We start from the raw sequence: 14,165 nt of genomic DNA, 5'->3' as shown, positions 1-14,165 counted from the left end.
AGAATAAGGGGAGGATAAACTATACAAACGTTTAAGGCTCGAAGATGCTTTTCTAATTTGGACGAAGTACTTTAGGGAAAAATATCTAAAGCGCTTGTATCCAGAAGCGTTACAATCGTCACTTTCAAGCACGAAAAAGAAATGGACCCTAACGGTTGGACACATAAACTAGTTTCTTAAGTGGTTGATCCAGCTTATGCAGCGTATCTTTGCTTGCCGAAGTGGGCTTCATCAGGAATGAGATCATTGAGTCCTTGATGGTTATGCTCTTCATTATAAAACACCATGTAATTGCCGATTTCAAGCTCGGCTTCACAAGGTGTCGTGTAAGCTTTTAAGTAAATCTCCTCATATTTCAGGCTACGCCATAATCGTTCGATAAAAACGTTAATGCAAATTTAGCCGTTTATGGCTAATAGATGGGAATTAGCCCTTTAGGGCTAAACGGTTCATGTTCCGATTGGGTCGTTATTAAAAATGCCCAGCAAGTGCTGGGCATAAAATGTAAGGCTTAGCGCATGTTATTAAGATTTTTGTGATACCCAGAAATAAGCGGTTTCATTATCATCTTGTATCGGCCCTGGCATTGTCTCCCCTTCCTTGATAGAGGTAACGTCTGAAGTCAGGTTAGATTGCCATAATCCAGTGACTGGGCAAGGTGTGTCAGGAAAAGCAATGTAAATGGGTGGTAGCTTATCTTTCGATAGACTTTTATCAAAGCCCTGTTTGCGTGCCTCTTCTACCCAATCTTTAGGGTAATAAGGCAAATGGTTATAACTGCTATCATCCAAGTTAAACAATAAAGTCACCATGGCAGCTTCCAGCGACCAGTAACCAAAAAAATTAGCGACAGGTCTTTTGTGTCTGCCGTACCAATAGCAATCTTTCATGCCTTTATACCAACCACGAAGATAAGCTTTGACACTTTCTTCACGCTCTTTTTTGCTTGGTTCGAGCGGCCCTATTTTTATCGCATTGTACAAATGCTGATAGCTTTTAGGGAAAACCAATGCCTCTTCACTGCTGTCAGGAATTCCGTGAACATTAAACAAGCGGAACAACTGCGCCATACACGCTTCACCACTGACTTCTGGAGACGTACCATACATGCGCGTGATGGTTGATAGATACTCTGTTTTGCCCGTTAGCGCGACAAAACTTAAGCACCATAGCAAGAACTGGAAAGAATCGGGTTCCCAAAAAAGATAATTTACGTCGTTGAAATCTTTTTTATGCCTCTCTAACTCTTTTAGAGCAAGCTCTGCAAGTTCAATCACTTCTGGCATCAAACATCCGCCAGAGTAGTCTAAAATTGCATGTTCAAATCGCTCAAGCGCTATCATCCAACTGATCCCCGAACGGTGATCGATATCTTTAGCTTCATCTTTAAGGGAGCCATAAGGCGGTTCCTCTAAAAAGAATTCTTCCTGCTCAATAAACTCATCATATTCAAGAAGTGCGTCTCGTCTAGAATGAGCAAATTTCATTTCGTTTATACTCACATCTCCACCTTTTCAATGGCGTTTGCATGTTTATCTAACTTCGTAATGTTAATTACCTTGCCAGAGTCATCAACAATCATCAACCAACGCTCATAGCCCTCGTCATAAAAGCTTCTAGCTTGTCGATTATTTAACTCATCTTTTACCCTTGGCTTGATCCAATTATCACTCATTTGTTTCGCAGATTTATAGCCTTTGCTGCCTTTCGTTGTACTTAACATGGTATCTTTCGCAATACCATCGCCATCAATGTACTTTCCTGCTTCTGTTCGATATTGGGGTTTTGCGCCCATTTCAGCGATAAGTCCAATGTGACTGCTTCACCCCTTATCCGTAAAGGCATTGCAGTAAATCAGCTTCAACAGAATAATCAGGTTAATACCTATGAATTTGTGAATCCAAGTAGGCATCACCCTTGCCATTTAAGTTATGACAATGGTAAGGGTGACAAATAAGTAATGACATATGATGTTTTTAGACTTAATAACGGCTGTGATCTAGAAGTACACTACAAAGTCACATCGTTTTTGGTACAAAAAGCGTGCAATAGAATCATTATTTTAGGATTCATAATTCCGCTAGACCTTACAGGGCATAGCCTGAGAGCTAAGTCTGGACTTTCTGCTGAAATGGGCACAAAACCCCAGAAAAGATATCGCCTTCTATCTACTTTGTTGCCTCAAGACCAAGAGAGGGTTGTGCTGGTATCAGACCGTTGATCGGAATGTATGGAGGAGAAGCGATACATATGTGTGTCGATGGTGACGAGGAGGTGGAAAACTTCCTTATGTCTCTGGGAACACCTTTAGAGGTCGTTTGCTCAATCGCTAAGGATGATGGAGAGCTGATCAGTTTCGGTGGCCAAGAATTCTGCTTAACACGAAGCGTGCGCCCTGATGAAATAGTAGAATTAAATACATTGAGCTTTTTCCCCAGAACCAATACATGGCGGTATTGAAACAATAGAGGTTCCCTCGTATGGAAAACCCATTTATCACCAATAAAGATTATCTCGTGAATAAGCAAATTGAAAACCGCTGCTCACTTCACTACAGTGTGGCGGACTTTGCTCTCGCGTTGTTGTTTCCAGACCATCAAGATGTCGATTTGCCACAAATGATAGAAAACACATCTGAGGTAGATCTAAAAATAGCGTATGAGTTGATGGTGTGGCACAAACGCAGCCCGAATGACGGCGACAGTCTTGAGGTAGGCAAGGCCATTATGAAGGCTATGAACCAAGAAAGTGATCCTTTGAACAGTGTGGCCGAACTGTTTAGTCACTACCGGACATTGAATATTCTGATTGGCGAAACCGCTAAAGCCGCGGTCAAACAAGTGCAGCCTTTGTTGGATGAAGGGGCTGTTTTGCGACCCTTTCCAGCGCCAGGGGAAGATCATAACGGGATATTTGGCCACCATATCATCCTCAATGGTGAGGTGCATACGCAGCGATTCGCGGTCTGTACCCATCATGGTAATAAAAAGCTTTCTTTTGGCAGCAAGTGGTAGGGAAATTTATTCGTTGTCTCAATATGTTGGCTTGATGATGAATTTACACCTCCGTGTTGTTTCAACGACTTACACCGAGTTTTTTCAGTAAGTGATTGAAAAATTATTGCAAACCTCATCACAAAGCATATACTGATATCAGTTTGATCGATGCAACAAGCATTAGCTGACCGACCACCAATCAGTCAGCAACAAATTAGCCGCCATACCAAGGCGGTTTTTTTGTGCCCAAAATATAAGCAAACGAATAAAATCAGTTAGTTATTTTTATTCAATAGGCTTATAATTCACGGACTTAATTGTTTGATCTTCAGCAATTCAGATGCCCTTACAATAATTCTTGCTGTGTATTATAAGGGCAGGGATACCTTGCCCTTGCGAGACCGGATTCTCAGATTGGTACTCTGAGCTCAGCTTCATATCCGGCTGTGATTTGGATTGCTCTTGTTGCATCGATCAATTTTGCAGCAATTGTTTTTTATCGGTTGGCTGAGTGGCCTTTGAAAAACCGCGATCCTTCTTTCTGAAAGGAGGTATGCGTAATGAGCAGAGCTATTGTTGTTCTGGAAATTATTGCAAGGATTCTTGAGGCGATTGCCCAGATCCTAAGCAGCATCATTTAATTGCAGTCCATAAAAACTAACGTTTTTGCCCGTCCTTGTGACGGGCTTTTTTTTGCCTTCAGTTGGGTCGATCTGAATCTGTTATTGCGCACTCTTGTAAAAGGGTGTGATTGGTGTCCTATATTCTTCACATCGTATTTTCTTAAACCATACATTCTTCATGGTGATGATTGTTTCCTAATTATAAAGTTTATATACTGTCTAAAAAAACAGTAATGCAAAAGGTTTCTTTCATGAAAAAAACGTTATTCGCCCTAAGTGCATCGACTTTGTTACTCGGTTGCTCATCCATCTCCGATCTCAATGCAGGCAGTGAAGCAAAGATAGTCAATAAGGTCGAGATTGGCACCAAGGAGGGGGCGAGCAGTGTGATTGTACTGAACTATCATCGGGCCCACTCGGAGCCCCAATACCAGCACTACGATGTGTACTTATACATTTCAAAACTGCCAGAACAAAGCGACTTTACGGTCTGTGAATTTGAATCCTCAATTTGTAATAGCGCTTACTCGGTATGGCAAAACATTTTGCGAGATGATCAGAATGGGGTGTGGTTCAGCTCGGAGTTAAAGTTCCCAATGCACTTTAGTCCTGACCAAGATGTGCCGTCGGTACAGATCAAAACGGTGGCCACTCAATCTTTCCTGGAATGGGATAAAACTGAGGATTTGTATAAGCAGAGTCAGTACGTCTCTGGGCAGCTAACAAAGCAAGGTTCGTTATCGGCAACAGCACACAAACTACGATGATGATTTGCCTTGGGTTCTCACCTCAAGCGAAGTGACCAAGGCGCATTGAATCATCAATTTTGCATGCAAAATTCTTTCAGTCGAGGCTGAGTATTCAAATCGGTCTCAATATCTTGATGTTAAAACGAGTCATTATGAAATTTGGAAAACACTTTTTTCTGCCAGTAGCCCTTAGTGCTTTGGCTTTAAACCTCACTGGGTGCGCTGGTCAACCTGAACAGACGCTAGCCACAAAAACCGATCACACGATCACCGCATCCTATTACTCTGCCCGTAACGATCGGAGCGATACGCTGTCTCAACGTTTTAAACAATCTTTTGGTTTACAGAACAAGGTGAGTGAGGAAGGCAGTTACTACAACGCTCTATTGGGACAAGGCGTCGCGTTGATTTGTTCCAATGATACAGAGTGTGCCCAGTCGTCGAACCTGGCCACGATGACTTACACAATAGACCGTGATGGGGAAGGGTTTATTCTTCGAGGTAAGTTTAAGCATGACATGGGAGCCTCGACTAAATCCAAGGGGCCAGCAGGTGAGCTGACATGGAGTATTAACGAGGGCTCCCCCCTATATAAGGAAGGTCAATCGGTTCAAAACTTTGAGCTGCCGTTAAGCACAGGAAAAACGATATCAATGATAGGGCCGTTGGGTGACAAACTGGTCATTGTCGTCGAATAAGGATGCTTTACCGTCAGTGTAAGCATGGAGCAGCAGAAGAGGCTGCGTATTAAAATATGAAATGTATAAGGAATGATAATGAGCCCAGAAGATAAAATTTGCGACCAATGTGGTCAGAACGGTACTTGTTGTGAGTGTCCTACTTGCGCAGACTGCGGGGGTGTTGGCGATGAATGTGAGTGTGAAGAGTAAAGGTTACTAGCCTAGATTGAGTGCGCTTGTCAATGAGCGCACTTTCATAGTAAGTATGATTTGCTAGGAAGAATAATGAATACAACAGCGAATGAAAATCAGAGTAACCCAGAGCTAGCGCAAGCCTATACTGCAACTATATTCGCTACTCTCTATGAGTCTTGGCCAGTGCGTGTTCCTCTTACAGCTCAACAAATCACGGGACTCGAATATGACTTGGATCTGTTGTTTAACACGCCACCTACACCAGTGCCAGGAGAGTGGACCGTGTGCAGCGAACTGTTCGTGTGGTTGGAGAAAGAAGGCTATATCGATACGCGAGGAGCGAGGGGCAATATATGGTCATTGGGTAGAACTCAACTGACGCATAAAGCCATAGAAACCTTAAAGTCGGTTCCCGACCCAGTAAACCCAGGTAAAAAACGAACAATGATTGATGCGATCGTGGACGCGTCGAAAGAGGGCGGAAAGCAAGCGAGAAACCAATTAGTAAACTTAGCGATGACCGCTTTGTACCAGGCTCTACACTGAAGGAGACAACATAAATGTCTTTCTCTACCGTATTGATGCCTTATGCTCGATGCAATGAGACCGAAAACATTGTGAGCATACAAGACGTGGCCAGAGGTAATCAGTGCCAGTGTCATTGCTTATCGTGCCATACACCAGTGACCGCCAGAAAAGCGGACATAAACCAGTGGCACTTCGCGCACAGAACCGATATACCCAACACCGCAAGCGAATGTGAATTCTCTCCCGTTACAGCCATTGCTTTGATTCTTCGCCAGCAGTTACCACGATTACAATCTTTTGATCTCGATATCTGGTCGTTTGACGATGTGTTATGGGAGATCGATACCCACATTGATGGTGTGAGAGTTGATGCGTTCACTCAAAATTCCAAAGACAACACTTCACTCGCTATTGAGATCCCCTTCGCGGTTGATAAAGGGGTAGAGCTTGAGCAATTGGCGTCAGTGGCAGACATAGTGTTGAGTATTGACACCCATTTGATGGTGCGAGACTTGTTTAAGTCTAACGATAAAGTGACACTGTATCGCCCGGAGGAAATCTTGGATTTGTTACTCACCCATTGGAACCAATGGGTGACCATCGAATTCCCTGACCTACCAGAACCAGAACCAGAACCAGAACCAGAACCAGAACCAGAACCAGAACCAGAACCAGAACCAGAACCAGAGAAGGGGGTGATATCGACCCTTGAAGCAAAGGATTCCATTTGTGTATCGTGTAACGATTACCCGGGCAGTTATGGTAAAGGGCTATTGTGTATCGGTTGTGTGAGGCAGCAAGTGGGAATTAAGTTCCCTAATCTCACGGAAATGATTGATTTTTATAAGAAGCCATCGTGAAGATTTTTGACCGGCTCCCTTACACGTATTTGTGCTCATTTGAGGGCTAATTTTCCCATGCAACTGACGATTCACGCTTTTTGTTTGTTACTTGTTCCTCTACTCATCGCTTTTCTGGCGTTTAATGTTGGGCGTGGGCTTTGTATTAAGCCCATCCATCGACATCCTCTTGCTTGCCGTGTGTATCATTGTTTTGGGCTGGTCGGTACGCCGATTCACGAATTAAGTCATCTGGTCATGGCTTTGTGTTTTGGACATAGGATCACTGCCGTTAAGTTGTTTTCCTGGTCTACGCCAGCGTATGTGTGTCACTCGTATAACCGCCTATCTACAATTCAAGTAGCGGGTAACTTCTTCATCGCAATGGCCCCATTTTTGGTCACCATGGCTCTTGCCTATTACTGGGGATTTCGTGACATCGATTTATCGATTAATTTGGAACGCGATCCCATCATGACCTTAAAGAAGGCGGTGATCATGGGACCAGACCTTCTACAGACATTATGGATACGAAGCCAGTGGTGGGAGGTAAGTTGTCTGATCATGTTGTCATTTTATTGTGTTCCCAGTAACGCCGACTTTAAAAATGCACTTCAAAGTTCGCTGCTGGTTGCACCGATTTTCTTTGCTCTTGTCTTGGGAGGAGTCGTTTTCTTCCCTGGAATGGCTCAGTTAGTTGGGACGGTGCTGTTTATGGGGGTTCTCAGCACAATGACGGCCATCATATGGTGGGTGATCCTCTATCTCCTAACTTATGTACCAATGAACGTAGATAACGTTTGAGTGCATCGACACTTATCCACTATTTCGGTGGACAACCAGTGGGGCCACGACCCCACACCCCGTTGCTCCTTATGGTCTCTACAAGCTGCGCTTATAGCAGCCAATAAGCGAGCCTTGATTTTTGCATGCAAAATTTACTAATGGAGTACACCGCTCTTACCGGTTACGAAAAAGGACTCGTTATTCATGAACTGGAAACAACCCAATCACACATTTACCCCGTTAAAGAACGCTCAACTGGTTGATTACCACTGCCGCTGTCAGAAAGGCGTTTTCCATGTTGACCGTTCAGAGAAACGTCTGGCTGAGCACAACCAAATTCCGCATCGATGTACAGCGTGTAAAGCATTGGCTTATTTCACGGTGCCTTATCCGATGGTCGTGGTGAATGAAGAGCGTTTTGTTCACTGGGAGACGATCAAAGGTGAGCAGATTCAAGAGAATAAGTAGGCGCCTATACACGGTAGTGCGGCCATTTGAAACGGGGAACCATATGCCAGCTTTACAGTAAATGCCATCGGAGACTTCCTTATGTACTTCACTGCAACTATTGACCTATTAGCTTACAATCTGGAATCACATGGTTTCCCAGTTTTTGGCCAGTCATAGGGCAATATTTACAAATATTCTGTCCCTCATAATCTGGTTTTGGATGGTCGATCCAACGATGTGGTCCAGCACAACTATTAGCTCGTGCACGATACGTTCGCTTTACAGTATTGTTGTGTCGGTCAAATGGTGATGTCATTGCCACCCTCTATTCAATTACTCGTATTGGGTGCCTAGGAATACGGCTTTATTCTGAAGCGTCTTTAATCGATTGGAGGGCAGTAGTGCCGTATGTGGTATGTCTAGGTAAGTCGCTTCCTTGTCTAAACAAAAATTTTGCATGCAAAATTGAACCGTTAAAGACTTCATTTTTGGCACTAAAAAATCTCCAACAGCACGTCCAAAGCTTGCTTACCCGTAGAGTGCGGATCATGTGCGACTCTGTATGCTTTGTCGTGCCAACTTAAAAGCCGTCCGTTTGTTTTTTTCCAAGCGAAAGGCATATCGGTCGTGACTCCGTACCTGGCGTTATCAAGGCTTTGTGTCAACTCATCAATAGAGCTGGCGCACGTCACCCACTCGCGTATTATTTTTACGATTCTGACCATTTCCGCCTTAATGGGAGTGCTGTCATCTTCATAGGTCAACTTTTCTAATGCTTTGAATTTGGCTTGATCAATGGGCATTCCCACGATTGCTTCTTTTGCTTCTTTCACAAAAGTTCGGACGTGCTCAATCGCGTTATTTGTCGAACCTTCGTCTGATATTAAATTGTCTTCTATTGAGTTCACAGCGGTGACTAACTGCTCGACGAGGTAGTTCAAGTCAAAATTGTTTTTAGCCCCTGAACGGATGATGTTTTTGTTGGTCATTCTTGTTCTGATGTCTGTGACTTTCTCACGGTACTCAACCGTGTCAATAGTCACACCTTCAAATACCTTTTCTAGCACGGTGATCACTAGAGGCTTCAAGCTTTCGCTATAGTGAATCACATGGCGCCTGTGTTGTGATTTACTGACCGGGCGCTTCTTTAGGGTGCGAGAATGAAACTTTGGTCGTCCATTGATGCGTATTTTAATGGCCCCTAACTCAACGGCTGTTACGGCTTTGAACTTTTCTTTTTTTATCTTTTTCGAGGCTTTGTTTAAGGCCATCTTGCTTCCTTGCGAATGTGAAGTGACTCTAATATCTGCATTGATACGGTTCATTTATTCAGATGGTCGTTTTATCCCATTCGATAAGTTACTTGTATTTGTAAATGCAACATTATTCATAATGTTAATGTATTTGTCGTATTGATGTTTGAGGGATTAAGCACAATTTCAATAATCTGTGCGGCTTGGCCAGAGTTAATAACCAGGCTCTTCAGTGGTGAGTTGGCCCGCCTTATCGTGGGGCATTCAGATTAAAGACTATCTTTCATTGAAACCAAGTAGTACAGGAACTAACTAGGGTAATAGGGACAGCAATCGGTTCAATACGGTTGGCCATACATAAAGAAACATACGATCCCTTCTTGTAGGCTGTAGGTAATGATGCCCGGGAATCATTACGTAGGGGCTGAGAAAAAAACGGCAAATAACGCCGTATAAAAAGTTTAGTACTGAATTCGTGGATGCCAATAGCTTGTCTTATAGCAAGCTATTGGCGTGGTGGGGAGTTACTTGCTTGGTGGCGGGTTGAAACGGTCGAACAGAGCCACGAGAATTTGAATAATAGGCAGTATTTTACCAACCAAATCGATCAAGTGGGTTAGGTCATACTGATAGAGTGATTTGTACTTTAGCATGGTCTTTCCTCCGTGATTGTTGAGGGGGATACTAGAGGGGAAATATTTCAGTAATATTTCACTTTTGTTACTACCTAAATGTGTATTTAAGTTATTGTTATATAATGTTTTTGTTTGCTTTATTAACGCGTAATCAGGCGTTTTTAACTCATTGTTTGATATTTTACTTTCGTTATTTTCGTTAGTTTATCTGATATGGCTCGGTTTTTACGAATGGAACGGTGGGCGGATTTTGGGACTCCGGAATAGGATGCATGGCGCACTCCTATCCTCAGTTTTTTTAATTCCTCGTTTTCCCCCAAAGTACCGTGTTTATTTGTGCTATGCTGTCCAACACGACTCAATTCGTGATGTGTGTTTTTTCTCTCAATTAAAGGAAATACACACAATGCCTAAATCAAAATCCAAGGCGAAAAGCATGTCACCCAATCAAACCCGCAAGTTGCTTGCTCGATGCCTACTCATGCAAAATCCAGAGCTAAAACGTGTCGTGTTGGCTTTATCCTTCTCTACGTTACGCGTCAGTGAGTTAGCACAAATTACTGTTGATGATGTTCTTACACGAGCAGGCTTGATTAAAGATGAGATCTATCTGAGAGCTTCACTGTGCAAACGGAGAAAGCCACGTTCAATATGGCTAAGTAAGCTTGCAAAAAGCATGATTCAGGAATGGGTTGATTATCGTAAGGCTAGAAATTGGGCTACTAGTTTTGATGCTTCTTATCAGGGGCTTAATCCACGTAGCAAACTGGTGTTGAATAACAGAGGCCGAAGCTATTCAATGAAGCGTAAAACAAGAGTTAACCAAGCAGGTGAGCGGGTAGACTATCAGGCCTGTGATGTGCTAGAGCTAATGATTCGAAACGTGTATCAACGATGTGGGTTTAAAGGCTGTTCGTCGCACACGGGGCGGAGATCATACGGAACAACTATGAATGCTTTAGGGGTTGAATTAGTGGCTATCCAGCGCGCTCTAGGGCATTCAGAACCAAGCATGACATTAGAGTACATTGATGTATCAGATAGCCAAATAATGAAAGCGGCTGAAATAGCACTATGAGAGAGGGTGCAAGACAATGTGAGCCTGAAAGGTGGCCTCGTTCCATTCCTTCATTTCAGCCGAGAACCAACCTTGATGTTTGATAATCGCTTCCAATTGTGGTGCTGATTCTGATTGGATCAGCATCGAGAGAGGCGCGATTTGTTGGTTATCGGTATCAAAACAATGCTCTATGTGATCCCCTAGCATGTAGAGAATTTCCGGCTCTGGTTCGCTTCCTTCTTCAAACAACCGAGATTCAATACCGTGCTTGTCGTACAGGTATGAAAGAAGAGAATACAGCCTCTCTGCTCCTTCAATCTTAGTGTTATTGGCTTTCTCGTTGAGTTGGTAGAGCTTCATTTCAAGGTTGCCATTGCGGGAACGGGCAACATTGAGCATTAGTTTGATGTCTTTCTTGATGTCTTTCTTGATGTTGGCCAAGTGTCTGTCTTTGGTCTTAGCCTTTAAATACTTCACCAATATTTCGTTACGCTTGGATGTAGGGACATAGCGTTGACTAGCTGACACCTGGCACAGTAAGTGAAGGAGCGCATGGGTTACAGTGTGGTGTAAGTTGTGGTAGTACTCAAAATCTTTTCGAATCTGCATAACGGGATGATTGATAGCAACGACCGTTGTGATATGGGGATTTATTAACCATTTTCAAGTGAAGAGGGGATAGAGAAAAGGCGCTCGAAAGCGCCATTTTCTATTTATGTATGATGCAGTAATCAGTAAGAGCCATTGATATGTCTTGGCGCTGCCGTAATAAGATCAATCCGTAGACTGTATTATTATCAGTAACTTCGTAAAGAAGCCGGAACCCTGATTTTTTGTACTCCCTGATATTGGTTACTCCTAATGAGACCAACTCAGGACACCTAGAATACATGAAGGGGTTTTGAGTTACGTTTTCCTCAAAGGCATCTAAAAGGGACTCAACACCTTCGACAACTCGATGTATTTCATCCCATTGACTCAGATAGTCGATAGAGTCATTTAATGAGTTTTCAAATGTTTCAGTATATTGGATCGAAATGCGATCATTCATAATCAACTGCTCTTATTTTCGGGCAGCTAACCTACTTTTCAAATCACCAGAAGACATAACACGACCTTCGTTGACGTCATTTTTTGCAAAACTGATAAGCTTCAGTAACGCAATAGCATCTTGACGCTTCTTATGATCTTCGAACGATTCTACAACGTAAGCTGGTTTACCGTTCTGTGTGATAGTCAGCGGCTCACTTAAAGGTAAGTTGGCTGCATTTTTTTTCAGGAAACTTACTGTTTCCACGTTCGATGTGCAAAGTTCCGCCATAGTAGTTTTCCATTGAATTGCGTGTAGCGATTAAGGTGGGATTAGAATTATGTAAGCCCTCCACCAATAAGGGACACGTTAATTCTATACCTAATCTTAAGTGAGTTCAAATAAAGACTTAATTTAGTCTTTTTTTGTATTTATAGCAAGGCTATAACCTAAGAGGTCGCTATAAGCGCCTCGATTTTTTATTCTGGCAAGGTAGAGGAATGCTCATCTCAACGTCACTATCCCTACCCTGCTGGCCGGAGTACACGCTTTGAGTCAGTACTGACCTCCACTACCCGCTGATCCCCCTCTATATAGTGCAGTAGCGCACGTTCCTCACTCGTTGATATATCTCTAAGGTTTCGCTTCGCTTATCCCTACGGGGTTTGTTTCGTAAGTCACAATGTGTATAGTGTAAATTATACACTTGTATTACTTGTTTTATGATGTGATAAAAATGACAACTGATGATTACAAAACGGCGCGTACAGATTTAAATCTGACGGTTTCAGAGTGGATAGAAAAGCTAGGAATATCTATTGATACGCATAAGAGCTATAACAGTGGGCGTAATGATGTACCGCCACAAATAGCAAACCACATCCAAACGCTGCTCGAATTAGATAGAATTAAAAAAGGTGTATTAGATACACTTAAATAGCTTGCGTTAGTGTATCTGATACACTATAATTTACTTATCGGTTAGGAAAACAACGGTAAGTAAAAATGACAACACAAGATATATGTTCAATTGGTGCCCTCAACGCACACGATGGTAGTTTTAATCTTGCGGCTTGCTTTCGTCATGGTAGCGGTCATGCGACGTTTGTTAACGTATCTAAGCAAGCGTGCAACGAATGCAATGGAGAGCAAGAGTTATTGAAACAGCTTTTCATCGACACATACAAAAAATCAGGCCCTATCAAGTTGTATTAATAATAAAGGCGGCTTTTAGGAGTCGCCCAACTTCTAGGAGAGATGTGATGACTTTTAAAATACTTGGTGTTGATGAAAAAATTGTTCACGTAGTGGCTTATAAATGTTGGGTTGAGGAAGAGAAGCGCGAAGTCATTATTACGGAACCACAAAAGATTGAGCTGTTAGCTCAAGGGCATAAATTCAAGTAGAGGGAAAATTCATGCACGTAGCAAAACCAAATTTCGCGGCAACAATTCATTTTACTGTAGGTATCAAGAAGAGTGCTGCAATCACTAAAGTTGAAGAACGTTGGTTAAGTTCTCTTGAAGATTGTGATGTGTTTGAGAATGACCTCATCGATGAGGGCGCAACAGCGGTCCTAGAATGCGTTGGCATTGATTTAGATGAAGAAGGTTCGTTTGAGGTTGAAGTGCTTGGAGTAGCTAAATATGAAGAGTCGCCCGACTACGAAATCGTAGAACTTAAACCTGTAGCAGCGTAATGAGGGAAAAGGGAGCAATGTTTGATTTTACAGAGTATATGGAGTCTTGGCCTAAAGCCGTAGCAAGATTAATGTTCTTGTTTGTTGGCGGTCATTTGGTAGCAGTTTTGTTGGGAGCTAGTTTTCTGTCTATCGGTACTACGATTGGTAGCTTGGTTGTTCCTGTTGTTGTCGCAACGATTGCATACCAACAAAAACGAAAAAAAAGACTTAATTAGAGGGCGAAAATGGAAGAGCAAAAAAAAGTAGAATTATTACCGGAACGTCAAGCAGTACTGAGCGTTGTTATAGCTGTCATGTGTGTAGTAGCTCTAGGGACTTTTATCATTCCAATGTTTGATAAAGAACTAGCTATTAGTATGAATCATATGATGATCTCATTCCTTCCTGGTAGTTTTGAACCATTGAAATTTGTGAGTGACGATCTCGATATATCTCAGAAAGGTCAATTGGTTTTTAGAAACTTACCGTTATTGCCTCTAGTAATCTTCTATCCGGTATCTTATCTCATTGTCTTGGCTACTGCTAAGAAGCGCCTGTAGTGGTCAATTAAAATTGGCCACAGTTTTGTAAGTTTCCCAGTAAAGCCTTTCCGACTCATTCGGAGTTAAGCCACCGTTGTACTGGTGCGGCCTGACTTGG

The 14,165-nt window shown here is 42.6% G+C and carries 21 protein-coding genes and 1 pseudogene; 14 read left to right on the top strand and 8 right to left on the bottom strand.

The window, feature by feature from the left end; translation table 11 throughout:
* Positions 1–194: 194 nt before the first annotated feature.
* The 3 genes and pseudogenes from IX95_RS25855 to IX95_RS10125 form a co-directional block, all read right to left on the bottom strand.
* Positions 195–389, bottom strand: a pseudogene (locus tag IX95_RS25855) (integrase core domain-containing protein); the annotation flags it as partial.
* 135 nt (positions 390–524) lie between these two features.
* Positions 525–1,502: a PoNe immunity protein domain-containing protein gene (locus IX95_RS10130; RefSeq protein WP_051912529.1), complete on the bottom strand. Its 978-nt coding sequence runs from the start codon at positions 1,500–1,502 to the stop codon at positions 525–527.
* Positions 1,499–1,795 carry a hypothetical protein gene (locus IX95_RS10125; RefSeq protein WP_038159463.1) on the bottom strand — a complete coding sequence of 99 codons (297 nt, stop codon included), beginning with the start codon at positions 1,793–1,795 and terminating at the stop codon, positions 1,499–1,501. The genes IX95_RS10130 and IX95_RS10125 overlap by 4 nt, the downstream gene beginning before the upstream one ends.
* A 685-nt stretch (positions 1,796–2,480) precedes the next feature.
* On the opposite strand from IX95_RS10125, the gene IX95_RS10115 reads away from it, so the two are divergent.
* The 7 genes from IX95_RS10115 to IX95_RS10085 all read left to right on the top strand — a co-directional run bounded on the left by IX95_RS10115 (position 2,481) and on the right by IX95_RS10085 (position 7,864).
* Positions 2,481–3,014 carry a hypothetical protein gene (locus IX95_RS10115; RefSeq protein WP_038159456.1) on the top strand — a complete coding sequence of 178 codons (534 nt, stop codon included), beginning with the start codon at positions 2,481–2,483 and terminating at the stop codon, positions 3,012–3,014.
* 856 nt (positions 3,015–3,870) lie between these two features.
* Positions 3,871–4,386, top strand: coding sequence for a hypothetical protein (locus tag IX95_RS10110; RefSeq protein ID WP_038159452.1), 516 nt, complete (start codon positions 3,871–3,873; stop codon positions 4,384–4,386).
* A 134-nt stretch (positions 4,387–4,520) separates the two neighbouring features.
* Positions 4,521–5,066: a hypothetical protein gene (locus IX95_RS10105; RefSeq protein ID WP_038159449.1), complete on the top strand. Its 546-nt coding sequence runs from the start codon at positions 4,521–4,523 to the stop codon at positions 5,064–5,066.
* Between the two features lie 267 nt (positions 5,067–5,333).
* On the top strand, positions 5,334–5,789 hold the full coding sequence (locus IX95_RS10100) for a hypothetical protein (RefSeq protein WP_038159446.1): 456 nt from the start codon (positions 5,334–5,336) through the stop codon (positions 5,787–5,789).
* Between the two features lie 14 nt (positions 5,790–5,803).
* A complete protein-coding gene (locus IX95_RS26620) occupies positions 5,804–6,631 on the top strand; it encodes a competence protein CoiA family protein (protein ID WP_038159442.1) in 828 nt (275 codons plus the stop codon).
* A gap of 57 nt (positions 6,632–6,688) precedes the next feature.
* Positions 6,689–7,414, top strand: a complete 726-nt coding sequence (locus IX95_RS10090) for a hypothetical protein (protein ID WP_038159439.1) — start codon at positions 6,689–6,691, stop codon at positions 7,412–7,414.
* 186 nt (positions 7,415–7,600) lie between these two features.
* Positions 7,601–7,864, top strand: coding sequence for a hypothetical protein (locus IX95_RS10085; RefSeq protein ID WP_038159436.1), 264 nt, complete (start codon positions 7,601–7,603; stop codon positions 7,862–7,864).
* A 476-nt stretch (positions 7,865–8,340) separates the two neighbouring features.
* Here IX95_RS10085 and IX95_RS10080 read toward each other — a convergent pair whose 3' ends face one another.
* Positions 8,341–9,117: a hypothetical protein gene (locus IX95_RS10080; RefSeq protein ID WP_038159433.1), complete on the bottom strand. Its 777-nt coding sequence runs from the start codon at positions 9,115–9,117 to the stop codon at positions 8,341–8,343.
* Positions 9,118–9,623: 506 nt separating this feature from the next.
* Positions 9,624–9,752, bottom strand: a complete 129-nt coding sequence (locus tag IX95_RS26940; RefSeq protein ID WP_268745322.1) for a hypothetical protein — start codon at positions 9,750–9,752, stop codon at positions 9,624–9,626.
* 388 nt (positions 9,753–10,140) lie between these two features.
* Here IX95_RS26940 and IX95_RS10075 point away from each other — a divergent pair, with 388 nt between their 5' ends.
* A complete protein-coding gene (locus tag IX95_RS10075; RefSeq protein ID WP_038159430.1) occupies positions 10,141–10,812 on the top strand; it encodes a tyrosine-type recombinase/integrase in 672 nt (223 codons plus the stop codon).
* Here the strand turns inward: IX95_RS10075 and IX95_RS10070 are convergent.
* From IX95_RS10070 to IX95_RS10060, 3 genes are all read right to left on the bottom strand, one after another.
* The gene (locus IX95_RS10070; RefSeq protein ID WP_038159428.1) at positions 10,807–11,403 is read right to left on the bottom strand and encodes a DUF2913 family protein; all 597 of its coding nucleotides are present in this window, start codon (positions 11,401–11,403) and stop codon (positions 10,807–10,809) included. The genes IX95_RS10075 and IX95_RS10070 overlap by 6 nt on opposite strands.
* A gap of 100 nt (positions 11,404–11,503) precedes the next feature.
* A complete protein-coding gene (locus IX95_RS10065) occupies positions 11,504–11,845 on the bottom strand; it encodes a type II toxin-antitoxin system RelE/ParE family toxin (RefSeq protein ID WP_038159426.1) in 342 nt (113 codons plus the stop codon).
* A gap of 12 nt (positions 11,846–11,857) precedes the next feature.
* The gene (locus IX95_RS10060; protein ID WP_038159423.1) at positions 11,858–12,115 is read right to left on the bottom strand and encodes a prevent-host-death protein; all 258 of its coding nucleotides are present in this window, start codon (positions 12,113–12,115) and stop codon (positions 11,858–11,860) included.
* Between the two features lie 445 nt (positions 12,116–12,560).
* Between IX95_RS10060 and IX95_RS10055 the strand changes: the two genes are divergently transcribed.
* The 6 genes from IX95_RS10055 to IX95_RS10035 all read left to right on the top strand — a co-directional run bounded on the left by IX95_RS10055 (position 12,561) and on the right by IX95_RS10035 (position 14,065).
* Positions 12,561–12,764 carry a hypothetical protein gene (locus IX95_RS10055; protein ID WP_038159422.1) on the top strand — a complete coding sequence of 68 codons (204 nt, stop codon included), beginning with the start codon at positions 12,561–12,563 and terminating at the stop codon, positions 12,762–12,764.
* A 65-nt stretch (positions 12,765–12,829) separates the two neighbouring features.
* Positions 12,830–13,039, top strand: coding sequence for a hypothetical protein (locus tag IX95_RS10050; protein ID WP_038159419.1), 210 nt, complete (start codon positions 12,830–12,832; stop codon positions 13,037–13,039).
* Positions 13,040–13,086: 47 nt separating this feature from the next.
* The gene (locus IX95_RS26515; RefSeq protein WP_160174998.1) at positions 13,087–13,230 is read left to right on the top strand and encodes a hypothetical protein; all 144 of its coding nucleotides are present in this window, start codon (positions 13,087–13,089) and stop codon (positions 13,228–13,230) included.
* A gap of 11 nt (positions 13,231–13,241) precedes the next feature.
* Positions 13,242–13,523, top strand: coding sequence for a hypothetical protein (locus IX95_RS10045; RefSeq protein WP_038159416.1), 282 nt, complete (start codon positions 13,242–13,244; stop codon positions 13,521–13,523).
* A gap of 17 nt (positions 13,524–13,540) precedes the next feature.
* Entirely contained in the window at positions 13,541–13,741 is a 201-nt protein-coding gene (locus tag IX95_RS10040; protein ID WP_038159414.1) for a hypothetical protein, read from the top strand.
* 9 nt (positions 13,742–13,750) lie between these two features.
* Positions 13,751–14,065, top strand: coding sequence for a hypothetical protein (locus tag IX95_RS10035; protein WP_038159412.1), 315 nt, complete (start codon positions 13,751–13,753; stop codon positions 14,063–14,065).
* The last annotated feature ends 100 nt before the right edge of the window (positions 14,066–14,165 follow it).

Origin of the sequence: Vibrio sp. B183 (assembly GCF_000740665.1) — a bacterium.
GTDB classification, from domain to species: Bacteria; Pseudomonadota; Gammaproteobacteria; order Enterobacterales; family Vibrionaceae; genus Vibrio; species Vibrio coralliilyticus.
Note: the sequence above shows the minus strand (reverse complement) of the source record. Positions and strands in the feature narration are given on the sequence as shown.